17 protein-coding genes are annotated in these 22,338 nt (G+C 58.4%); 14 read left to right on the top strand and 3 right to left on the bottom strand.

Translation table 11 applies throughout. From position 1 onward, the window contains the following. Nucleotides 1-19 precede the first annotated feature (19 nt). Nucleotides 20-1,201 (bottom strand): glycosyltransferase, encoded by a 1,182-nt coding sequence (locus ACT01B_RS11730; protein WP_445143439.1) that lies wholly within the window; start codon nucleotides 1,199-1,201, stop codon nucleotides 20-22. Nucleotides 1,202-1,461: 260 nt separating this feature from the next. On the opposite strand from ACT01B_RS11730, the gene ACT01B_RS11725 reads away from it, so the two are divergent. Then, a complete protein-coding gene (locus ACT01B_RS11725) occupies nucleotides 1,462-2,439 on the top strand; it encodes an SDR family oxidoreductase (RefSeq protein ID WP_445143438.1) in 978 nt (325 codons plus the stop codon). Nucleotides 2,440-2,498: 59 nt separating this feature from the next. Here the strand turns inward: ACT01B_RS11725 and ACT01B_RS11720 are convergent, their stop codons facing one another. Next, the gene (locus ACT01B_RS11720) at nucleotides 2,499-4,604 is read right to left on the bottom strand and encodes a catalase (RefSeq protein WP_445147471.1); all 2,106 of its coding nucleotides are present in this window, start codon (nucleotides 4,602-4,604) and stop codon (nucleotides 2,499-2,501) included. 362 nt (nucleotides 4,605-4,966) lie between these two features. On the opposite strand from ACT01B_RS11720, the gene ACT01B_RS11715 reads away from it, so the two are divergent. The 12 genes from ACT01B_RS11715 (at nucleotide 4,967) to ACT01B_RS11660 (ending at nucleotide 21,073) form a co-directional block, all read left to right on the top strand. Continuing rightward, nucleotides 4,967-5,947, top strand: a complete 981-nt coding sequence (locus ACT01B_RS11715; RefSeq protein WP_445143437.1) for a polysaccharide deacetylase family protein — start codon at nucleotides 4,967-4,969, stop codon at nucleotides 5,945-5,947. After that, nucleotides 5,937-6,707, top strand: coding sequence for a formyl transferase (locus ACT01B_RS11710; protein WP_445143436.1), 771 nt, complete (start codon nucleotides 5,937-5,939; stop codon nucleotides 6,705-6,707). Before ACT01B_RS11715 ends, ACT01B_RS11710 begins: the two co-directional genes overlap by 11 nt. Before the next feature lie 700 nt (nucleotides 6,708-7,407). Further along, nucleotides 7,408-9,618, top strand: a complete 2,211-nt coding sequence (locus ACT01B_RS11705; RefSeq protein WP_445143435.1) for a polysaccharide biosynthesis tyrosine autokinase — start codon at nucleotides 7,408-7,410, stop codon at nucleotides 9,616-9,618. Nucleotides 9,619-9,759: 141 nt separating this feature from the next. Beyond that, entirely contained in the window at nucleotides 9,760-10,998 is a 1,239-nt protein-coding gene (locus ACT01B_RS11700) for a glycosyltransferase (RefSeq protein WP_445143434.1), read from the top strand. 72 nt (nucleotides 10,999-11,070) lie between these two features. Next, the gene (locus tag ACT01B_RS11695; RefSeq protein WP_445143433.1) at nucleotides 11,071-11,823 is read left to right on the top strand and encodes a hypothetical protein; all 753 of its coding nucleotides are present in this window, start codon (nucleotides 11,071-11,073) and stop codon (nucleotides 11,821-11,823) included. A gap of 155 nt (nucleotides 11,824-11,978) precedes the next feature. Further along, entirely contained in the window at nucleotides 11,979-13,244 is a 1,266-nt protein-coding gene (locus ACT01B_RS11690; RefSeq protein WP_445143432.1) for a glycosyltransferase, read from the top strand. Next, nucleotides 13,241-14,557 (top strand): hypothetical protein, encoded by a 1,317-nt coding sequence (locus tag ACT01B_RS11685; protein WP_445143431.1) that lies wholly within the window; start codon nucleotides 13,241-13,243, stop codon nucleotides 14,555-14,557. Before ACT01B_RS11690 ends, ACT01B_RS11685 begins: the two co-directional genes overlap by 4 nt. 206 nt (nucleotides 14,558-14,763) lie before the next feature. Continuing rightward, nucleotides 14,764-15,639: a glycosyltransferase family 4 protein gene (locus tag ACT01B_RS11680; RefSeq protein ID WP_445143430.1), complete on the top strand. Its 876-nt coding sequence runs from the start codon at nucleotides 14,764-14,766 to the stop codon at nucleotides 15,637-15,639. Next, nucleotides 15,639-17,603, top strand: coding sequence for an asparagine synthase (glutamine-hydrolyzing) (gene asnB, locus ACT01B_RS11675; RefSeq protein WP_445143429.1), 1,965 nt, complete (start codon nucleotides 15,639-15,641; stop codon nucleotides 17,601-17,603). Before ACT01B_RS11680 ends, asnB begins: the two co-directional genes overlap by 1 nt. An 87-nt stretch (nucleotides 17,604-17,690) precedes the next feature. Beyond that, nucleotides 17,691-18,851: a glycosyltransferase family 4 protein gene (locus tag ACT01B_RS11670; RefSeq protein WP_445143428.1), complete on the top strand. Its 1,161-nt coding sequence runs from the start codon at nucleotides 17,691-17,693 to the stop codon at nucleotides 18,849-18,851. 22 nt (nucleotides 18,852-18,873) lie between these two features. Continuing rightward, nucleotides 18,874-20,319, top strand: coding sequence for a right-handed parallel beta-helix repeat-containing protein (locus ACT01B_RS11665; protein WP_445143427.1), 1,446 nt, complete (start codon nucleotides 18,874-18,876; stop codon nucleotides 20,317-20,319). A 73-nt stretch (nucleotides 20,320-20,392) separates the two neighbouring features. Further along, the gene (locus ACT01B_RS11660; protein WP_445143426.1) at nucleotides 20,393-21,073 is read left to right on the top strand and encodes a class I SAM-dependent methyltransferase; all 681 of its coding nucleotides are present in this window, start codon (nucleotides 20,393-20,395) and stop codon (nucleotides 21,071-21,073) included. 57 nt (nucleotides 21,074-21,130) lie between these two features. Here ACT01B_RS11660 and ACT01B_RS11655 read toward each other — a convergent pair whose 3' ends face one another. Further along, the gene (locus tag ACT01B_RS11655) at nucleotides 21,131-21,532 is read right to left on the bottom strand and encodes a nuclear transport factor 2 family protein (protein ID WP_445143425.1); all 402 of its coding nucleotides are present in this window, start codon (nucleotides 21,530-21,532) and stop codon (nucleotides 21,131-21,133) included. Between the two features lie 165 nt (nucleotides 21,533-21,697). On the opposite strand from ACT01B_RS11655, the gene ACT01B_RS11650 reads away from it, so the two are divergent. Beyond that, a complete protein-coding gene (locus tag ACT01B_RS11650; protein ID WP_445143424.1) occupies nucleotides 21,698-22,321 on the top strand; it encodes a TetR/AcrR family transcriptional regulator in 624 nt (207 codons plus the stop codon). Nucleotides 22,322-22,338 lie beyond the last annotated feature (17 nt).

Here is a 22,338-nt window from a genome sequence, read left to right as displayed (position 1 = left end):
GACATGGTCGGGGAAGCATTCATAAGAGGCCGGCCGTAGAGGCGTCATTGCCTTGCATGAAGGGAATATTCCATTGCGCCAATAGCGCCTCGCCACGCGCGCACTCGGCGGAAAGCTGAGAGGGTCTGAGGGGCGACCTTCGCAAAGGCGGTGAAGCCATTTCAATCGCTTGCCATGTCGCGCCAAAACCTCGATGGGCGAACGCCTCTCTAAGCATCGTCCTTGGCAAGCGGACTCGTTCGGCCAACGTCACCATTTGCTCGGCCCAATAGCCGGAGGCGTGAAGTTCGCGACATAACCGGCGAGTCCGTGCACGAAAGTACGCCCTGTCCAACGCCTCGAGCCGCTCGTCACAAGCCGAGTCGGGTTCCAGTATTCGCTTCCGCATGGTGTCAGCCTTGCCTCCGCGCGCACGTCCAAACAGCCGCCCCGACGTCATGACCTGATGGGCGGTGTCGTGGCGAACTCGGCAGTCATTCGCCTGGAGTGATCGGACTAAGGATGCGTCTTCTCCGCAGGCAGGCCAGGGCTCGTTGCCTATCTTGTGAAGCGCGCCGACACGCAAAGCGAGATTTGCGCCGCTAGCCTGATAGTGGCGTGGCCAGGGATCGTGGGGAACGGGATCAAGCCAGGTCTCCAGCGCGTCCAGGCATGTCTCGTACCTCTCCTCCAGGAGTCCCCTTTGCAGAAGGGAGCGAGGAATATCCTGCATATCGTCGGAAAGTAACCGCGACTGTCCGGCCACTGCGTCGTAGCTCGCATCCAGCATGACGCTGTATTCCGCGATCCAGCGGCGAGGCGCGATGCTGTCGGCATCGGTGATGAAGACGGATCCTTCTTTGGTGGCTATTCGACGAATCGCCATTTGAACGGCGATGCAACGTGCAGCGCCCGCATTGCAACGCTGTATGGGGAGATCAGCCTCAACGGCCATCATGGGCAAACCCTCGTTGCGACCTTGAGCGACAACTTTCGAAAACGTTGTGTCGGTCGTTCCGTTGATAAGCACGAGCACGCCGAAAGGTTTCGCGCCTTCCTGCCGCGCGAGTCCTTCCAGACAACGTCCCACGCGGCTTGCCTCATTTCGTGCGGGAACGGCGACCACGCAACTAAGGTCCTGGCGGTGCCAGGCGTCGTTACTCCAGCTGCGGCGAACGACGATTCCCGGGGTTTCTTCTGCAAGCGTAAATTTGACTGCCATGTACGCCTCATCGATACGTCGGACGATCCCATCAATGTCGCCAGGCGACACCCTGGCAGCGATCCTGCTGTCCGCGCAGTGAATGCTCTGTCGAACCGTTGAGAACTAGAAATGAATACCTGCACCTCACGCTAGAAGGTGCTCTCATCCCTCGCCACAAGAGCCAAAGCGTGGCTCCATGCACTGGAAATCGCTTTGTTTTTGACGCATTTCTTATTCCTGGTCGCGCAGCCTACGCATCCCACCCATAGGAGAGTCGCATGGCCACGAAACCCGCGAGTGCATCCAGGCAGCGATCGATTCAGAACAAGCGCGATGAGCAGGACGCAATCAAGACCGCACCGAAAAAAACGCCCGAGAAAAAGTCCTCGCAGGCCGGAGCGCGGCGGCATCCGGTGAATCCCTTGCCCGCCCAGCATCAAAAGAAGCCAGGTTCCGAAGCCAAGCTGAGACCACGTCCGCAATTCAAGGCCCCCGACTACAAGGGCAGCCAGAAGCTTGACGAACGAGTCGCCATCATTACCGGCGGTGATTCGGGTATCGGCCGTGCCGTTGCCGTTCTATTTGCTCGCGAGGGAGCCGACGTGGCCATCGTGTATCTCGACGAACACAAGGACGCCAAAGAGACGGCACGAGCCGTCGAGAGGGAAGGGCGGCGTTGTCTGCTTATCGCGGGTGACGTTGGCGACAGCGGGTTCTGTGAGAAGGCTGTTCAGAAAACGGTCGAAGCATTCGGAAGACTGGATGTTCTTGTGAACAACGCCGCCTTTCAGGAGCACGCCGAATCACTCGCGGACATTGAGGACGCGCAGATCGAGATGACTTTCCGGACGAACATCTTTGGATATATGCATATGGCGCGGGCCGTGCTTCCGCATCTCAAGGAAGGCTCGTGCATTATCAACACGGGTTCTGAGACGGGCTTATTCGGTAACGGTCAGTTGCTCGACTACTCCGCGACCAAAGGGGCGATTCACGCATTCACCAAATCCCTGGCGAGCAATCTGGTCGAAAAGGGTATTCGTGTAAACGCAGTCGCCCCCGGTCCTGTATGGACCCCCTTGAATCCCGCTGACAGGCCCGCGCAAGACGTCGAAAAATTTGGCGCCAAGAATCCGATGGGAAGACCGGCGCAGCCCGAAGAAATCGCTCCTGCCTATGTGTTTCTGGCTGCACCGAGCTGCGCGAGCTATATCACGGGAGCCATCGTGCCGGTCATGGGCGGTCCAACCGGCTAGATGATTCGGATGGCGAACCGCGAGCGAGTGGCGACCCTGCCATGGCGCCGGACTCAGCTTCAGGCAAGCAGCCGTACCGCTGGCTCTCGATCCCATTGGCGTGTCTTTGCGGCTTTGATGAAGGATTTCATGTTTGTCGCATCCAGCACGCCAGCATCCTTCTCCACTTTGCCCGCTTTCAGGACAAGTTGACCGCCCGCATCCGCTGCGATGGCTTTCAGATGAGCGAAGGCATCGCGCACAAAATCCACGGCCGATGCATTGTTCGAGAGGCGTTTGCCTGCCGGCTCGGACAAGACAATAGCCACCGCATCAAACACGGTGGACGGCGTGCCCGCGAGCTGGCCATCGGCGCTCACCGGTTTGCCGGCATCAAAGGTCACGGCGATCCTGGGTGCGACCAGCTTCACGGTAGCGCCGGCGTCCTCTGCCGCCTTGCGTATCAACTTGACCGTACCCGCATCGGATCCATCGTCCACGAGGATTCCGACGGCGCGTCCCACCAGTGTGTCTTTCATCTTGCCGATGATCTGCAATGCCGGGGACGGAGGCATGTCTATGGGTTGTACGGCGGCAGGGGGCGCCTGCGGGAGCGTGGCCAATCCAAGCCCGGTCGCGACTCGTTGGGCCAGATCGGGATCGATGTGGCGCAAATGGCCGACAATGGCTTCCCGCACGTGCGCGGTGCCGACCTTGGACAGCTCAAAGGTGATCGCCGACGCGATGTGGGCCTGCTCGGGCTTGGTCTGGCTGCGAAAGAACAGTCTGGCCTGGCTGTAGTGATCGGCAAAACTCTCGGCGCGAATGCGGCCCTTCACACCATCGTCGCCAGGTACTTGCGCGCTGCTGAAGCCCGCGCGCGCCTCCCGCGGTGAATCGTCCTGCAGCGAACTTGGCTCGTAGTTTACCCGGCCCTTCTGGGTATGCATTTGCATATGGCCGTCGCGCTGCAAATTGGCAAAGGGGCACTTCGGCGCATTGATGGGAATCTGGTTGAAGTTGGGTGAGCCCAAGCGCGAAAGCTGTGTATCCAAGTACGAGAACAAACGACCTTGCAAGAGCGGGTCATTGGAGAAGTCGATGCCCGGCGGGACGTTGGCCGGGCAATAGGCCACTTGCTCGGTTTCTGCGAAGAAGTTGTCAGGCCAGCGGTCCAACACCATTCGTCCGATCACGGTCAGTGGGACGAGTTCTTCGGGAATCAGCTTGGTGGAGTCGAGGTGATCAAACGGAAATTCGGCCGCGTCCTCGTCCGTAAACAGTTGCACCGCCAGATCCCACGACGGGTATTGGCCCTTCTCGATGGCTTCGAACAGGTCACGTCGGTGAAAGTCGTTGTCCGCTGCCTGCAGCTTGACGGCTTCGTCCCATACCGTGGACTGAATGCCGAGCTTCGGTCGCCAATGGAACTTGACGAAGGTAGATGCACCATCGGCACCCACCAGGCGGAAGCTGTGGATGCCGAAGCCTTCCATCATCCTTAACGAGCGGGGGATGGCACGATCGCTCATCGCCCACATGATCATGTGCATCGCTTCGGGCATGAGGGATATGAAGTCCCAGAACGTGTCGTGCGCCGAACCGGCCTGGGGGAAGGCGCGATCGGGCTCCATTTTTACCGAGTGGATGAGGTCGGGAAACTTGATGGCGTCCTGGATAAAGAACACCGGAATATTGTTGCCAACAAGATCCCAGTTGCCTTCCTTGGTATAGAACTTCACCGCGAAACCACGAACGTCCCGCGGGGTATCCACAGAACCCGCACCCCCGGCAACGGTCGAGAAGCGCGTGAAGACCGGTGTCTTGACGCCGACTTCGCTGAGTATCTTTGCCTTGGTGTATTGCGCCAGGGATTTTGTCAGCTCGAAATATCCATGGGCTGCACTACCTCGCGCATGGACGATGCGTTCGGGAATGCGTTCATGGTCGAAGTGCGTAATCTTTTCCCGCAGGACAAAGTCTTCGAGTAAGGTTGGGCCGCGCTCTGACGCCCGCAGCGAATTCTGGTTATCCGTGACCGGGATGCCCTGGTTGGTGGTGAGCGCAGTGTGTTTTCCGCCGGCGCGCTCGTGGAGCTCATCGCCTGAACCGCGGTCGCCTGCCAGTTTCGTTGCTGACGGAGCAGCCTTTTGGGACTCACGCGGGGACTTTTTTTTAGAAGCCACGGTAATGCCTCCACTGTAAATCGACAGGAAACGGCAACTCGTCCGCGGACGACTCCCGAAAGAGGAGCTTCGGCGCCCCCGGATAACGGGCATGTCAATTTTGTACACGTAGAATGTGTAGAGGCGGGTCGCGTCTAGCGCTCCTCCATGGGGGTTTGGCGTGACCGTCCGGTTGTTCGCGCCACGTCATCGACGAGCATGGGCGCGGCCCCGGGAGCGCTTCAGTCAGCCTTCACCATGCCCCAAGAACAATCCTCCCGTTCAGTTGCAAGCGGTGGACTTGGACGGGATAGAGCTCGGTGCCGGACGTCGGCTGGACGGCCGCAAGGCGTTGGCGCCGGATCGACGGATGGGTGCACCTCATGCCAGGCATATTTACCGTCTCATTGGATCTTGAGTTGTACTGGGGGGTACGCGACAAGCGTAGCATCCAGGACTACGAAGAGAACTTGCGTGGTGAACGCCAAGCCATACAGGAGATGCTCGCCATCTTCGACGCCTATGGCGTGCATGCCACCTGGGCCACGCTGGGTTTCATTTTTTTTGCCGATATCGCCGAACTTCGCGCGCAGTTGCCACGCGATACGCCGGCCTACAGCAATAGCGGGCTGTCGCCTTATCCCTATATCCAGGAGCACGAGTGGGGAGCTGACGATCAATACCATTTCGCGCCTGAGCTGATCGAGCTGATTCGTCGTCACCCAGGGCAGGAAATCGGCTCGCATACGTTCTCGCACTATTACTGCCTGGAACCCGGACAGACCGCCGATGCCTTTCGGGCCGACCTGACCGCGGCTATCGATACGGCCAAGGCGTGCGGCATCGAAATCCACAGTCTGGTATTTCCACGGAATCAGGCCAATCCGGCGTACCTTTCGTTGCTGCATGAGCTCGGCATCCGCTGCTATCGCGGAAACGAAAACGCACTGGCTTACAAACCACGAAACCAGGAACAGCAAAATGCGTGGGTTCGCGGACTGCGCCTGCTTGACGCCTACATCAATGTGACCGGGCACAATACCTACAGCATCGAGGAGTATGCGCGGAGCCGCCCGTTCAATATTCCGTCCAGTCGCTTCCTTCGACCGTATTCACCGTCCTTCGCATGGATCGAGGAGTTTCGTTTTCGCCGTATCAAGCAAGCCATGCGTCACGCGGCGGTCAACAACCGCCTGTTCCATTTGTGGTGGCATCCGCACAACTTCGGCGCACACGTGGCCGAAAACCAGCGCTTCCTCGGACGGATCCTGGCCTACTACGAGCAACTGCGTCGACGCTACGGTATGCAGTCGTTGAACATGGGCGAAGTCTCCCTGTTGCTGGAACGCCTGCATGCCAGCTAGGCCGCGTATCGTGATGCTGGCGGGCTCAGGGCTTTCGACCGGCCTCATGTACAACGGGCTGCGCGGCAGCTGCGATATTGCCGCCGTGGTGCTGGAGGAAAAGCCGTCGTCCATCGCGATGCTCAGGCACCGGATGAAGAAACTGGGCTGGGGCACGACTCTCGGGCAGGTCGCCTTCATCGCCTACAGCCGATGGCTGGGCTGGGCCTCACGGGGACGGAAACGGCAGCTTTTGCAGCGCTACGGCCTGGATGACACACCAATTCCTGTCGAGGTCGTCACCTGGGTAGCCAGCGCCAACCGACGTGAGGTGATCAGCATACTGAAGGCCTTGGCGCCTGATGCCGTTGTCGTCAATGGCACGCGCATTTTGTCCAGGAAGTTGCTTGGCTCCGTCGCTGCGCCCTTCATCAACACCCATATGGGCATCACGCCTGCTTATCGTGGCGTACATGGCGGCTATTGGGCGTTGGCCATGGACGATGGCGCGCATAGCGGCGTCACTGTGCACATGGTCGACGAAGGCGTGGACACGGGCGGCATTCTTTATCAGGCCACCATCGATATCGAAGACACCGACAATTTTTCTACCTATCCCATCCACCAGATCGCCAAGGCGATTCCTCTGATGCAAGCGGCGGTACACGAGGCCGCGGAAAGACGACTCGCGCCACTCACCACGAACGGGGCTTCGCGCCAGTGGTACCACCCCACGTTGTGGTTCTATCTCAGGCAGCGGCTGTTGAAGGGAATCAAGTGACGCCGTGTAGAGCGCTGGCTCCGATTCGCTTTGAAGCTCGGTTATTCCTTACGCCAAACCTTCGAATGCTTCACAAAAAACCTTGTCGCACTGGCGTTATGCCTCGATCTCGCAAGGTCTCCACAATTCCTTCATGCGGAGACCTTGGTACGAGTGAGGTGCCTTGCTGTATGTGACGATCTTGAGTCTGAGTGAAGCAAGAAACCCGCTATTAGATAGACACGGCGCTCACGTCTTTTGCGCGGTGCCTTCAAGTTGTCATTAGCGAGCTGAACCGGCGGAAAGGCGGAAAGCCGGCCATACGTTGGGATGGCGCAGAATAATGCCAATTTTCCCGATCTGTTCGGCAAAGGTTCACGGTAGGGGCCGTAGTTAAGTAGGTCTTCTCGACGGATGGTTAGCCCGGTCAGTAGTCGTATCCCGCTAACCGGATGTTGGTGAGATGCTGGACTCTGCGAGATAGCTATTGCGACATCACACAGGGGCTTCTGGCTGGCGTCGTGGGCGTCGGTCGACTTGGATGGGAGCAAAAAATACTGTGTTTAGACAATTATTCATCGTATGCACAGGCAACATTTGCCACGGTCCCAAGCAGTGCCCGGTGTGCGGACATATTCACGAAATAATCGCTCGTGGTGTCGAAAGCGGAATGCGCTATCTCTGAATCGATTTCTTTCGTGGTGAGAGTTATGGCAGTGAAATGACAGTCCAAATAGCCACCATTCAAGAACCTCTATCGCGCGAAGACGAGATCGACTTGCGCGAAGTGTTGGGGACATTGCGCGATCATAAGTGGCGAATCGCCTTTATCACCCTCGTATTCATCGCGTTGAGCATCGCGTACGTGGTGCTGGCAGCGCCCATCTATCAGGCGACCTCGATCGTGCAGGTCGAGCAGAAGGTGCCAAGCCTTCCGGGCCTGAGCGCACTGACTCAAACCCTTGGTGCAGCTGACTCCCAGTCCACGACAGAATCTGCGCTGATTACGTCGCGCATGGTCGTCGGTGCGGCGGTCGACAAGCTCAATCTCAAGATCGAGGCGGAGCCCAAGCGCTTTCCTTTGATCGGCAACTTGATCGCCCGCCGTTTCGCCTCCAGAAACCCCGGGAAGTTGGCTTCGCCCATGTTTGGCATGTCGCGCTATGACTGGGGTGGCACGCAATTGGAGCTGTTCCAGCTGGATGTTCCTGACGCCCTGTTGGACAAGCCATTGCGAATGACGGCTGGGGAGAGCGGCATCTATGTCTTACAGGACGCTGACGATAACGTCCTGCTTATCGGCAAGGTCGGACAGTCCTCGCAAAATCATGGCGTGACTGCCCAAGTAAAGACACTCGTGGCAAATCCGGGGACGGACTTTCGAGTTGTGCGCCACCGCGATCTGACCGTGATCAACAAATTGCAGAAGGCGATCACTACTAGTGAGCTTGGCAAGGACTCCGGCATCATTCAGCTGACCTACAACAATACGAACGCGGCACTGGCAGCCGGGTTCCTTCAACAGATCGGCGAGCTCTACGTAAGACAGGACATTGATCGCAACTCCGCTGAGGCGGCGAGCAGCCTGAAGTTCGTGAAAGAGCAGCTGCCCAACGTCCGCCGCGATCTGGAACGGGCGACCGCTGCGCTCAATGCCTATCAGAACCATGCACATTCCGTTGACGTCAGCATGCAGACGCAAAGCTTGCTGGACCAGTCGGTCAAGATTGAGGCGAACATCCAGCAATTGCAGCTGCAACAGGCGGACATGCAACGTCAGTTCACGCCGGAGCACCCGGCGTACAAGTCGCTGGTGCAACAGATTGGTCAGTTGCAAGGCCAGAAGGGCGCGATCGATAAGAAAGTGAATGCACTTCCAGATACTCAGCAAGAGTTGTTGAGACTGAACCGCGACGTGCAGGTAAACAACGATACCTACACCGGCCTTCTCAACCAGGCCCAGCAGCTCGATATCGCCCGCGCAGGCACCGTGGGCAACGTTCGTATTATTGATCGGTCTGCGGTCGACGTGACCAACCCGGTGTGGCCAAAGAAGATTCTCGTGATATTCGGTGGCACCTTGTTCGGCGTGTTTGTGGCGCTTGTCTATGTGTTCATGCGCGAAGCGCTGAATCGAGGCATCGAGGACCCGGCGGTCATTGAACGGATCGGATTGCCGGTATACGCCACTATCCCGGTCAGCGTCCGCGAACGCTCACTGCAAGGCAAGAGGGCTAAGGGCGACAGGAAGCAGCATATGCTGGTGATGGATGCACCCAAGGACCTGGCCACCGAGGCGTTGCGCAGCCTCCGAACGAGCTTGCACTTTGCCCGACTCGAAGCAAAAAACAACGTACTCATGATCTCAGGCGCCAGCCCGGATGTCGGGAAAACCTTTGTCGCGGCCAACCTCGCTGCTCTGGTAGCCCAGAGTGGTCAGAGGGTGCTCCTGATCGATGGCGACATGCGCATGGGATCGCTGCACAGAGTCGTTGGCGGCATGGCGAACGCAGGTCTTTCAGAGATCATATCCGGACAGGTCGAGCTGGCCGAGGCGGTGCGCAATGTTGCATCCATCGACAATCTTCATTTTATAGCTCGAGGAAAAGTTCCTCCCAATCCCTCCGAGCTTCTGATGAACGCCAGGTTCTCGGCTCTGATCAATCACCTTAAGTCGCGTTACGACCTGGTCATCATCGACTCCCCGCCGATCTTGGTAGCAACGGATGCCTCGGTGATAGGTCACCATTGTGGTACGAGTTTATTGGTTGTTCGCTTCGGTATTAACCAGCTGCGCGAGCTCGCCCTGGCCAAGCAGCGTTTTGAACAGAACGGCGTTGCGATCAAAGGGGCGATCTTCAACGCCGTCGAGAAACGTAGCAGTGGCTATTACTCCTACGCTTACTACGAGCTTGGCGGGGCGGCGTCATGAGCGAAGTCGCCCGCCACTCACGGGAGCGAACGAGGCTTTCGATGCATGCCTCTTCGCGACAGTCGGTCCATTTTATGGATCACTGCCGAGACCAATGGCTAGCCGACGACGAAGCCAGTCGCGGAGAAGGGTGCTGAGGCCATGAGGATCGTCATTCTCACCAACACTTACCCGTACTTCCCCGGCGAGCAATTCTTCGAAGACGAGATCGCGTTCTGGGCAGAGCGTGCCGAGGCTAGCGTCACACTGTTGCCCGCTGTCGCCACCGGCGAGCCACGCGCGCTCCCGCCGGGGATTGCGGTCGATACCGCGCTGGCTTCCGGCAGGCTGGTTGGCCGATTGGTGGCGATATTTGTGGCGCTATTCGGCGACATGTTCCGCGGCGAGATAGGGCATCTGTGGCGAACCAGGAAGCTGGGACCGCGGACTGCCTTGCGTGCCTTGCTTCACAGTTCGAAGGTCGTGCAACAGGCCCATCGATTGATGCGGTACGCAGCTGCCCACGGGGAGATCGACTTGGCGTACTGCTACTGGAACGAGACACAGTCGTACGCCGCCCTCTTGGCAAAGACCAAGGGACGGGTGCGAAAGGTCGTGTCTCGCGCGCATGGGATAGATTTTCACGAGTTTCGCAGGTACCGGGAATACATGCCCCTAAAGCGGCAATTCATTCATGGCTACGACAGGATATTCGTGACGTCTGCGAGGGCGGCGGCCTATCTTCAGGCGACCTATGGCGCATCGCCTGACAAGGTACACGTGAGCCCGCTGGGTGTGCCATTGGATGGAGCGCTTGCATCGCCGAGCCCTGCCGGAGCCGTTCATATCGTTTCAGTGTCCTATTGCCATCGTGTGAAGCGCCTCGACAAAATCGTCGATGCCCTAGTTCTGTTCGCTCGTCAGCACCAGGAGGTGAAGGCGAGATGGACCCATATCGGCGGTGGTCCCCTGCTCGAAGGTACCAAGGCGTTGGCGCAAAACAGGCTGGGGGACATGGCCAACATGAGCTTCGAGTTCACCGGCGATGTTCCGCATGAAGAAGTCAGGCGTTTTTATCTTGATACGCCGGTTGATGTCCTGGTCAACGCAAGCGAATCGGAAGGAACCCCGGTTGCCATCCAGGAGGCCATGAGCACCGGCGTTCCCGTGGTGGCGCCCGACGTAGGTGGCATTTCCTGCGCGGTATCGAATCGGTGTGGCGCCCTGTTGCGCGGAAGTCCAGACGGCCAGGAGATCGCCGACGCCATCGTACGAGTCGTCTTTGGAACGGAGAGGGATGCCTTGCGGGCGAATGCCCGCGGCGTGATCGAACAGAAGTTCAGTGCCTCTAGAAACTATCGAGATTTCATTGCGAATGTATTGGCGGTTGGAGCGAGTTAGTCGGTTCTCACGATCCACTCGTCATTGAAATAGATTTGAAAAGATGACGTTCAATCAATTGGGAAGAGCAGGATGGTGAATATAGAAGTCATCTTTGCATTTGCCGTTGGTACGATCGCCATCGCCGGCATCGGCCTGATGACGGTTACCGCCATCGCGTGCCTATTTTCGCCGAATGACATGGGTCGATTTGAGCTGGTTCAGGTGGCGGTTTCTCTTGACGGAATATCATCCAAGCTCGGTATTGCTCGCGCTTATGTGCGCGAGCATCAGGAGGGGAGCGATCGCGGCGCCCTATTCGAAGCACGCTTTGCAATAGGCGTCGCATTCATGTTGATAGCCATGCTGGTCAGCGTAGCGTTCGCCAAACAAATTGCCGAGTGGCTATTTGGCGTGGTCCACTTTGAACGATCATTGGGTTTATTAGAGGTGGCGTATCTTATTTCGCTCCTCTCAGTATTGTTTATATATGGTCAGAATGCATGGCGTGAATGGATTCCGGCGTTAAGTTCTTCGGCCGCGAATGCGATAAGTTTTCTCGCGTCCTTCGTGGTTCGAACCGAGGCTTCGGCTTACGTTTGGCGACTGTTTCCGAGGTTGCGCCTCCAGATCCTCGTCACCATGGCGATGTGGCTGTCCATCGCAACGTTGGGATTCGGTCCTGGCAGTCGCCCTCATGCTCACTTGATCTGGTTCGTTCTATTGCCAGTCGGCGCCTGGTGCTTCCGTGCCGAATGGATGGGCATGTATCGCCCATGCTACGTAGCTGTCCCATCGAAATTCCTCAGTGCTGAGCCCGGTAAGGGACTCGGAGCGGTTTCATGATCGCCATGGCTGGCCTAGCCATCAGCGACACGTCTTGCCAAGCGCATAGGGTCTTGCGTGGCAATGCGTGCCAGAGTGGTGTTGCCTCCGTGCTTTGATGCCAACGAGGGTGACGCTGCTGCCAGATTGAGGGCAAGCATGTGAGCAAGATCAATTTGTTCGTCTTCGCCGCACATCACTTATCCAACAATGTCGCATCCCAGCGCTTCAAGGGACTGCTGAAGTATCTGGATCCAGGAAAGTACCGGGTATTCGTCTTCGCCCGGGGCGCGGAAAAGGTGACGCCCGACGTTCGACGGTCCGCAGACGACGGCGTCGGAGTCTATGCGCTTCCGGGTTACTGCGTAGGTGGTGAGTCCTCTGCGGCAGTTGCGATGCCCATTCTTGTGGCCGCATTCATTCGATCGCTGCCTTTTGCGCTTGCACGTGGCTCAACGCAGTCACAGCAGTGGCTGGTGACGGCGCTGTCCGAAGCGGATCGATTGTGCCGTGAGAAGCTGGAGGCTGGTGAAAGATGCGTGGTCATCGGGACTTACTCGCCCGTTGACTCCTTGATCGCCGCAGCGAGTCTATCCGCCAGGTATGGCATTGCTTGTGTCCAGGATTTCAGGGACGGTTTGGTCTTTGAATCCCTGGGGCGACCCGGATGGTTGCGCAGGCGTGCGCGTGAACTGATCGAAAGGCGAGTGCTGGGTACTCGCGGTTTGATAACGTCGGTGAGTCGTCCCCTGGTGGACGACTTCAGGCGTCGTTACCCGAACAAACCCGTGGCGATTCTTCCCAATGGCTATGATCCTGCCGACTTCGCCGCGCTCGACCACGATGCCGAACGCGCAGGGCAGGCAGATGCTCTACTGACTGCAACCGTTCCGGCGGGATCGCTGCTGATTGGTCACTTCGGCCGTATCGGGGCCAGCGATGGCTCGGCATCGAAGAGCCTTGAGTACTTCGTCGAAGCGATGAATGGCGAAGACGAAGCGACTTACCGCAAGAAAATGGTGATCTTCGCGGGCGAGCTGACGGCGATCGAACGAACGTTGCTCGATCGCGCGCGCTTCCCGGTGGCCATACTGGGTCAGGTGGAGCGCCGCTTGGCGCTGCAGCTGATGAAGCGTTGCGATAGGTTGCTTCTACTTACCGGTTCACGCGCCAGTTGCGCCACCGGCAAGCTGTTCGAATATCTTGCCGCTGGCGTGGATGTTGTCTGTGTCTCCGGAGTACGCAATGCCGCCACCGCCATTCTCGCTGAAACGAAGGCGGGCCAGACGATCCTGACAAACCAGGGTGCGCAGGGTGCGCTGAGATTGCGCGGCGCGTTTGCATCGTCCAGCGCCATTGACCGCCGCGACATTGGCGTCTACAGCAAGGTTGAGCAGGCTCGAATGCTTGACCAGTGGCTCTCACAGGCGGTGCTGGCATGAGCGCCGGAGATGGTCCCGTGATGCACACCGTGGCGAAGCCGGCACCGCCGCCACAGCTTCCGATGGCGGGAACGTACAGGCTGACGGTACGGCACCTCTTCCTGGGGGCAGCTTTTGTACTGCTTCTACTGGCCGTGGTGATACCCAATTCGCTGCCCGTACCCACCGCGGTCATGTTGGGGGTCACCGCCTTGTTGTCGTTTCCGGGAATGCGCTTTGGTCAAGGCCTCAAGAACTTGCTCAACCTATACATCTATAGCGTCATCGTTACCATCATCTACCTGATCGTCGGCGGGCTACACGATGCGACGGCGACCTCCATGGTCCAGATTGCGGCCGTCTACATTCTTTCGCCGTTGCTATGGGTGATCGTCGCCGATGGCCTGTGCAGGTACCTAGACATGGAGAGTCTGGTCGACTGGTTCGCCGTTCTTAGCCTGCTATGCGCCGTGAGCGTGGCCCTGTTCTTCTACCTATACCTCCGACATGGCGCTGCTGCCGTCTCTTTTTTCTTCGAGGGGGCGAACGTCAATCTCAATGAGGGATTCTCAGGCGCGACCATGCATGTCTACGGTTCGATGATCTTCTTGTGCGGAGGCTTCTTCAGCTCGCCGGAACTCATCAAGAACAGGATGATGCGCTTCGCACTTCTGGCAATGTTGTTCGTCTGCGCGATGACTTCAGGGCGATCCGCGTTGATTCTGTCGGTCCCCACCGGATTCGTGCTTGGCTGGATTCTTTCATCGCGGACTGTAGGACATTCGCGTAGTTCAGTGATAACGCGCACGGTGCGTTATGGTCTGCCATTGGTTATAGCGGTCGTCGCCGTGCTCTTCCTTCTGCAGGCATACACCAAGATAAGCCTGTCGGTGGTGCTCAATGCCGTATCGACTAAGCTCGCTTCGGGCGGCGGCGACGCGAGGTCCCAGATGGCGGCCTCGCTGTATACAGGCGTGCTCGACAACGGAGGCCTGGGGTCTGGTCACGGCATCGGGGTGCCATTCATCAGCGATCAAATCCATCCCTGGCGCTACGAACTGGTATGGCTTGCCACGCTCTATCGGGTGGGCTTATTGGGGACGATCATCTATGTACTGCCTTTCTTCCTCTATATAGCATGGGTCGTCAGGTTGGCGATCTCCTGTCGCTTGACATCCAGTCACAAGTTCATGTTTTGCGGCTTCCTCTGTGCTTTCCTGGGGACTAATACAAATCCATACATCGAAGCATTCTCGCTGCAATGGATGTACGTCATTCCGCTGGTGTCGATGTTTGTCGACTACCCGATGATCCTGAAGCGACTGCCGAAATGAAGCGGATCAAGGTGCGCCTGTTCTCCAAATATTCAAGGCAAGGGCCGAGCTCCAGGCTGCGTAGCCTGCAATACATCCCGCTCCTTAGCGATCAAGGTATCGACGTAGAGGTGCACGCGCTATTTCCGGATGCCTATCTCGATTCGCTCTATCGCGGCAATGCGAAGGCCGCTCGGTATAGCGCGCTGTGGTATGGCAGCAAGCGCATGATGCACCTGCTTGGAGAGGAGGACTTTGACCTCACCTGGATCGAAGGGGAGCTGTTTCCGTATTTGCCAAGCTGGATTGAATCCGCTCTTCTGCGAACTCGCAGGCCGTACGTGGTGGACTATGACGATGCGCTCTTTCATCGGTACGACCTGTCGTCGAGCGTGTTGGTCAGGCGCCTGCTGGGACGCAAGATCGATGAAGTCATGGGCGGAGCCGCTTGCGTGATGGTCGGCAACGCGTATCTGGCGGAGCGTGCATCAAGTGCGGGCGCCAAGCGTATCGAGATCATCCCCACGGCTGTCGACGTCGACCGCTATAGCGTGGCGAATTACGACGGTGCCAGGCAACCGGTCATCGGTTGGATTGGGTCGCCCGCTACCGAGCAATACGTGTTGGATTTCCAAGGGCTTCTGGAAGAGATTTGCATCGACAGCCAAGCTCGTCTGTTGCTGGTGGGCGCCCAGGACTCCTCGGCCGGTCGTTTCGTCACCATGGCGCCTGAGGTGGTTGCGTGGTCTGAGGACACCGAGGCCGAAGCGATCGCCAGGATGGACATCGGCATCATGCCGCTTCGTGACAGCCCATGGGAGCGAGGCAAATGCGGCTACAAGATCGTTCAGTACATGGCGTGCGGGTTGCCGGTGGTCGCGTCATCGGTCGGAGCCAATGTCGACATCGTGCGTCATGGCGAGAATGGGTTTCTTGCCTCGAACGATCTTGAGTGGAAAGACTGCCTGCAACGATTGATCGACGACCCGCCTTTGCGCCATCGTATGGGAGGAGTAGGGCGCAGGTGCGTCGAAGACCATTACAACATCAGGAAGCAAGCGCCTCGACTCGCGGCCTTGCTTCGCAGCGCTGGGTGCGGCTGATGTGCGGCATCACCGGCTTCTGGCGGATGCATGGCGGGGGCGCAGGGAGCTCTCGGGAGCAGGTCGAGGCCATGTCGATGCGCTTGAGGCATCGAGGCCCCGACGATGATGGCTTCTGGTGCGACGAAGATGCAGGTATTGCGCTGGCGCAGCAGCGCCTTTCGGTGCTGGATCTGTCCGCGGCGGGGCATCAGCCCATGCATTCCGCCTGCGGGCGATACGTCGCCGTGTTCAATGGCGAGATCTACAACCACCTCGATCTGCGTGATCGCCTCGAGGGGCAGGGTGGCGCGATTGCGTGGCGAGGTCACTCCGATACCGAGACATTGATCGCGTGCTTCGTAGCCTGGGGGGTTGAGGAAACCCTGCGATCATGTGTCGGCATGTTTGCGTTCGCGCTCTGGGATCGCCAGCAGCGGGAGTTGACCCTGGCGCGCGACCGTATGGGCGAGAAGCCGTTGTACTACGGCTGGCAGGGCGAGACCTTGCTCTTCGGTTCGGAACTAAAGGCATTGAAAGCATATCCCGCGTTCAGCGCCTCCATAGACCGGAATGCATTGGCGCTTTTTCTAAGGCACGATTGCATACCGGCTCCCCATACGATATATCGCGGCTTCTTCAAGCTGCGCCCCGGTCATCTTCTGCGTATGGTCTTCGGGGCCCGGCAAGACGCGCAACAGCGGGCCTATTGGCGTTACAACGACGCCGTCACGTCGGGTTGCGCCAGCCCGTTCGGTGGTACCGATAAAGAAGCCGTGGACGCGCTCGAAGTCCGGCTTGGCGAAAGTATCGGCGCGCAGCTTCTGTCCGACGTGCCCCTCGGTGCGTTTCTGAGCGGTGGCATCGACAGCAGCACCGTGGTGGCCTTGATGCAGGCGCGCAGTCACCGCCCGGTCAAGACGTTCACTATCGGGTTCGCAGAAAACGCCTATGACGAAGCAGAGCACGCACGGGCGGTGGCCGCTCATCTGGGCACGGAGCATACCGAACTCTATGTTCGACCTGAGGATGCGCTGGCCATCATTCCGAAATTGCCCTCGATTTTCTGTGAGCCCTTCGCGGACAGCTCCCAGATACCCACCTTTCTGATAAGCCAGTTGGCGCGTCGAGACGTCACGGTGGCACTTAGCGGCGATGGCGGCGACGAACTGTTCGGTGGTTACAACCGCTATCTTGCCGCTCGCACGACCTGGGGAAGGGTGCAGTGGCTCCCTCTTTCGGTGCGGCGCGCCCTGGCTGGCGTGTTGCGTGCCGTCAAGCCCGACGTATGGGACAACCTCATGCAGGGAGTCGAGCCCTTGCTTCCACAGAAGTGGCATCTCGCCTCGGCGGGCGACAAGGCGCACAAGTTATCTGAAGTGCTCACCTTGTCATCCGGCCACGCCTACCTGCTCAGACTCGCCAGCTGTTGGCAGGACCCCGCGCGCGTCGTAGCGGATGCGCATGAACCGGCCACCGTATTGACGGATCCGGCGGCATGGCCGCGCACCAACGATCTGGCGCAGTGGATGATGGCGATGGACGCGCAGAGCTATCTGCCGGACGACATTCTCGTGAAGGTCGACCGTTCCGCCATGGCCAACAGCCTGGAAACTCGGGTGCCCATGCTGGACCACCGCGTCGTCGAGTTTGCCTTGCGCATGCCACTGCACATGAAGATCCGCGACGGGCAGGGTAAGTGGATTCTGCGGCAGGTCTTGCATCGGTATGTTCCAAGAGAACTGATCGAGCGACCGAAGATGGGATTCGCCTTGCCGATGGACCAGTGGCTGCGTGGACCTCTGCGTGATTGGGCCGAAGCGCTGCTGGGCGAAAGGCGGTTGCGGGAAGAGGGCTATTTCGACCCCATGCCGATCCGCAAGAAGTGGAAGGAGCACTTGAGCGGGCGAAGGAATTGGCAACGGCAGTTGTGGACCGTTCTTATGTTCCAAGGATGGCTGGAAGAAAATCGGGGGGCTTCGTGACAGTGATCAGTCATTTCCATTGCACTACCAGTGGCTGTTCGCTGCCTTCAACGGCTCGCCGGGAGGCGGGTGCGAGGTGCAGCACCGATGAAAGTCATTCTCTTCGCCAACACCGACTGGTACCTCTATAACTTTCGTCGAACCCTGGCCATGTCCCTTCTTAGAGCCGGCTACGACGTGTTGATGATTTCTCCGGACGGGCCTTATGGCAGCAAGTTGCGCGACCTTGGCTTGCGTTGGGAGTCGCTGCCGATGCAGCGGCGCAGCCTCAACGTCCTACGCGAGCTGACCTTATTGATGCATCTTTTTCGCCTGCTCCAGCGCGAGCAGCCAGCGCTGGTTCACGGGTTTACGATCAAGTGCGCGGTGTACGGCTCGTTGGCGGCGAAAATGGCCAGCATTCCCGCGCGGATCAACGCCGTGGCGGGAATGGGGTATGTGTTCACCAGTAGGCAGCTGAAGGCCCGGATGTTGCGCCCTGTGGTGCGTGGACTGCTTCGCTTGGCGCTAGGAGGAGAGCAGGCCAGACTCATTCTGCAGAACTCGGACGACGTCAAGTTGTTTCGGCAAGCCGCTCTCGTCGATCCGTCGCACATTCGCCTGATCAGGGGGTCAGGTGTGGATTGCACGAGTTTCGCCGTAGCTTCTGCCAGGCAGCCACGCGATGGCAGCACGCGCGTCCTCCTGGCGAGCCGCATACTCTGGGATAAGGGTGTCGGCGAGTATGTCGCCGCGCTGCGGCAATTGCGCGCGCAGGGGTATACCGTGCATGCCATGCTTGCCGGTGCTCCAGATCCAGGCAACCCTGCCGCCGTTCCCGAGCAAATCATTCAAGGCTGGGTGGACGAAGGACTCGTCACTTGGCTGGGTCATGTCGACGACATGATGGCCCTGCTTGGATCGGTGGATATCGTCGTACTGCCGAGCTATCGCGAGGGTCTGCCAAAGAGCCTGGTCGAAGCCGCTGCTTGTGGCCTGCCGCTAGTCACGACGGATGTTCCTGGATGTCGCGAGGTGGTTTCCGACGGCATCGATGGCTTGCTCGTGCCCGTGCGAGACAGCGAGGCGATCGCACAGGCGATCCGGCGACTTCTGGATGATCCGGCGTTGGCGCGCCGCCTGGGAGAGGCTGCGCGCATCAAGGCCCAGACCTATTTCGACGAACGGATCGTCATCGAACGCACACTCGCGGTCTACGCCGAATTGTGTGGGCCATGCCAGGTGGGTAGGGTACGGCGTTACGGCTGACTAACACTACTGGAGCGCTTCCATGTCGTCTTCATCGCAGGCACTGAACGTACTGGACTTCATTCCAAAGGCCGAGCACGCCGCTATTCGTAGCGGTAAGAGTTCGTACGATTGCACAAAGGGCATCCAGGCGGCGATAGATGCCGGCGACCGCGTATGGCTGCCCGCCGGGACTTATCCAGTCACGCAGATAAACCTGAAATCGGATGTTGAACTTTATGGTGAAGGTGCCTCAAGTGAGCTGACTGCCTACGATCAATCGCTGGCATGCGAGTTCATGCTTGTCACGTATGTAAGGGATGGAGGGACGAGCAACCCGGCAGACAACATGCGAAACATTCATCTTCACGACTTCAAGCTCAACGGACGTGTCGCCGAGTTTGGCTACATGCAGTATTTCTATCTGTTGGCGGTCAACGCGACATCGGACCTCACCGTCGAGCGGATGGTTTTCTACGGCTTTCGCGGAGATGGCATGTATGTCGGTTCCGGTACCCTGCATGACACGGAACGTCACAATGAACGCATTGTCGTGAGAGGGTGCACGTTCGACGGTGCGGTGAAGGACAACAGAAATGGACTATCCATCATCGATTGCGACCATCTTAGCGTCGATGATTGCGTCTTCAAGAATATCGGCAATGCCAAGTTGTCATCATCGGTAGGTGCTATCGACTTCGAGCCCGACCACGACTGGGGTATTTACCGAAATATCAGCATCACGCGTTGCATATTCATCGATATCGACTCCGTCAATACTGCGGGCATCACGTTCTTCAACGGCCATCAAAAGAACGGCAACATCCACACTTGGGTCGTAAGCGATTGTGAGTTTGACAACTGCTATTGGGGCATCGATACCTCAGCCAAGCCAAAGACCGAGTCGAGCGAGCCCGACTATCTCACCGTGCTGAACTGTCGATTCACCAACTCCGTGCGCGTCGATATCTCGGTAGGCGGGCTGAGCATGGCGCAGGTAAGCGGCTGCATATTTGCGCGAACGCCGCCCGGATCGGGGCCGGGTGGAGACGCCATACGCCTGGGAGCCATTGCGGCGAAGACCAGTCGAAACGCCATCAAACCGATCATAACGGGTAATCATTTCGTGGGTATTCGACCGCAGATAGGCGCCATCGGCATACTCGGAGCCATAGGTCTGGTTTGTGCGGGTAACGTCTTCGTGGACATCTATGGCTCGTGCATCAATTTCGCTGAGGATGCCTCGCCGGACGGCGAACGGAAAATCGCTCAAATCGTCATATCCGGCAACGTCGCCCGATTGAGCTCGGCGACGCTGACCAGGGCTATTCCCATGTCGTTCTTGAGCACGAGCAATCGGCTACGCATCACCAAGGGTGATCTCGCGTTCGATAAATCCTTCGAATACGACAACGACGTCCAAAGCGGCGTGACGAAAATTGCCGATGGCGCAGTAACCCAGTTTCTCGGAGTCGGACCAACTTCATGATGAATCATCGAGACGCGGAGGCTGACTTCCCTGCGGTTTCCCGCGCAGGGCTTCACGTTACAGGAGCGCTGAAATGAAAGATCTCATCAAGCGAATTCCCGTCATCGGTCCCGTTGCCCGCAGCGTATACCGGCGATGGCTCAATCCACCCAAGCCCTTCCACGGTTCGGAGGATTATTGGATCGCGCGATATCGCGAAGGCGGTAACTCCGGCGCGGGTTCATATAACCGTCTCGCTGAATTCAAGGCGGAAGTGCTGAACGACTTTGTCGCCCATCACCATATTCGCGACGTGATCGAGTTCGGCTGCGGCGATGGCAACCAATTGACCCTGGCCAGTTATCCGTCCTATCTCGGCTTCGACGTAAGCCCGCATGCGATCGAAGGCTGTGCCCGCCGCTTCGCCCGTGATGCCAGCAAGTCGTTCATGCTCGTACGCGACTACACGGGGCAGACAGCCCAGCTCGCGCTATCGCTGGATGTGATCTACCACCTGACAGAGAACGAGGTGTATGAGACGTACATGCGGACCTTGTTTGGCGCGGCGCGGGATTATGTGGTGATCTATGCGTCCGACAAAGACGAGGCGCAGACCGCGCATGTGCGCCACCGCCAATTCAGTCGATGGGTATACGCGAATGCGCCGGACTGGCGCCTGCTGCGGCATATACCCAATCGTTATCCCTATACCGGGGACAACGATACGGGTTCACTCGCTGATTTCTTTATCTATGGAAGCGGGCGCCTGGCCTGAGCGGCTAGTCGGGTTGCCCGGCATGGTGAGTTTCATGGGCGTTCTCTTGGTATGACTTCAAGCGGGGAAGCGATTGCCAAACATGGGCAAGCCGCTTTTGGATTCGGCGTGTGTCGCTTCGTCTTGCAATACATCCCAGTGCTCGGCGAGCTTGCCGTCTTCGATACGAACCACATCCGCGGCGATCCATGCCGCTGGACGGCCAAGACCGGAGAAACGTCCGTGCACGATGACGTTATCTCCTTCGGCCAAGATCAGGCCATGCTCGTAACGCAAAGTGGCGGGAGCACTGCGAATGAGATTGAACAGGCCTTCGCGGCCCGGCTCGATATGCGAGCTGTGCTGAATGTACTTGTTGGACCAAAAGCGCTCGGCAGCATCGTAGTCACGCTTGTTGAACAGTGTGTCGAATGCCTCGATGACAAGGGCCTTGTTCTGTTCGGGCGAAGTCTTTGACATGGTCGGTTCCTCTTCGATGGCTGATAGCTCAAGTGACGATGCGCTCGGCGTTTGGCCGCTTGGCGCTACGACGAAATCACAATGGTGATCACAATTGACATGGCGTAGACTGGCCCCGTCGCAAGCCATTGTCAATGGTGATCGACATTGTGATTGAGGAAAACCGTGAGCGGGGCGTCGGACAGGAGCGGGTATATGGGCGTTTCAAAGCAGCAAGCCATTGAAAATAAAGAGGCTATTGTTGCCGCCGCAGCGAGACTCTTTCGCGAGCGCGGGGTGGCTGCCGTAGGGCTGGCGGAGCTAACCAAGGCCGCCGGATTCACCCAGGGCGGCTTCTACAACCATTTCAAATCGAAGGACGCCTTGGTCGCGGCCGTTATGGACAAGGCTATCGCCGATGGCGCCGCCGAACTCGTCGCAGCCATCGAAGCATCCAAGGCGAAGGCGCTCGACCCCATGAAGCGCCAGGTCGAGTGGTATCTGTCCACCGACCACCGGACCGATATCGAAAAGGGTTGTCCGTTGACGGCGTTTGCCGGCGACGTTCGGCGACTCAGCGACGAGGCACGAGAGGCCTATGCCAAGGGGCTGGCATGGAACTTCGATCAGCTTGCGAGTGTGATCGACGGCGACACGCCGCAGGAGAAAAGAAAAAAGGCAATCGCGCTCTTTGGCCAGATGGTCGGGTCGCTGCTGCTTTCGCGCGCCGTCGCCGACGCTGATCCGACGCTTGCCGATGAAATACTGCAGGAAGGACGCGAGCAGTTGCTGCGTGGCATCGATGCCTGACTTTCGCTTTAAAGCGA

This window comes from Dyella sp. Tek66A03 (genome assembly GCF_052567735.1).
The sequence above is the reverse complement of the archived record's forward strand: the minus strand, read 5'-3'. Positions and strand labels throughout refer to the sequence as shown.

Coding starts and splice junctions, on each gene's coding strand:
- ACT01B_RS11685 (WP_445143431.1), top strand. CDS start 13,241: ATGAGCGCCGGAGATGGTCCCGTGATGCACACCGTGGCGAAGCCGGCA.
- ACT01B_RS11665 (WP_445143427.1), top strand. CDS start 18,874: ATGTCGTCTTCATCGCAGGCACTGAACGTACTGGACTTCATTCCAAAG.
- asnB (WP_445143429.1), top strand. CDS start 15,639: ATGTGCGGCATCACCGGCTTCTGGCGGATGCATGGCGGGGGCGCAGGG.
- ACT01B_RS11660 (WP_445143426.1), top strand. CDS start 20,393: ATGAAAGATCTCATCAAGCGAATTCCCGTCATCGGTCCCGTTGCCCGC.
- ACT01B_RS11710 (WP_445143436.1), top strand. CDS start 5,937: ATGCCAGCTAGGCCGCGTATCGTGATGCTGGCGGGCTCAGGGCTTTCG.
- ACT01B_RS11655 (WP_445143425.1), bottom strand. CDS start 21,532: ATGTCAAAGACTTCGCCCGAACAGAACAAGGCCCTTGTCATCGAGGCA.
- ACT01B_RS11695 (WP_445143433.1), top strand. CDS start 11,071: ATGGTGAATATAGAAGTCATCTTTGCATTTGCCGTTGGTACGATCGCC.
- ACT01B_RS11700 (WP_445143434.1), top strand. CDS start 9,760: ATGAGGATCGTCATTCTCACCAACACTTACCCGTACTTCCCCGGCGAG.
- ACT01B_RS11680 (WP_445143430.1), top strand. CDS start 14,764: ATGATGCACCTGCTTGGAGAGGAGGACTTTGACCTCACCTGGATCGAA.
- ACT01B_RS11670 (WP_445143428.1), top strand. CDS start 17,691: ATGAAAGTCATTCTCTTCGCCAACACCGACTGGTACCTCTATAACTTT.
- ACT01B_RS11705 (WP_445143435.1), top strand. CDS start 7,408: ATGACAGTCCAAATAGCCACCATTCAAGAACCTCTATCGCGCGAAGAC.
- ACT01B_RS11730 (WP_445143439.1), bottom strand. CDS start 1,201: ATGGCAGTCAAATTTACGCTTGCAGAAGAAACCCCGGGAATCGTCGTT.
- ACT01B_RS11715 (WP_445143437.1), top strand. CDS start 4,967: ATGCCAGGCATATTTACCGTCTCATTGGATCTTGAGTTGTACTGGGGG.
- ACT01B_RS11725 (WP_445143438.1), top strand. CDS start 1,462: ATGGCCACGAAACCCGCGAGTGCATCCAGGCAGCGATCGATTCAGAAC.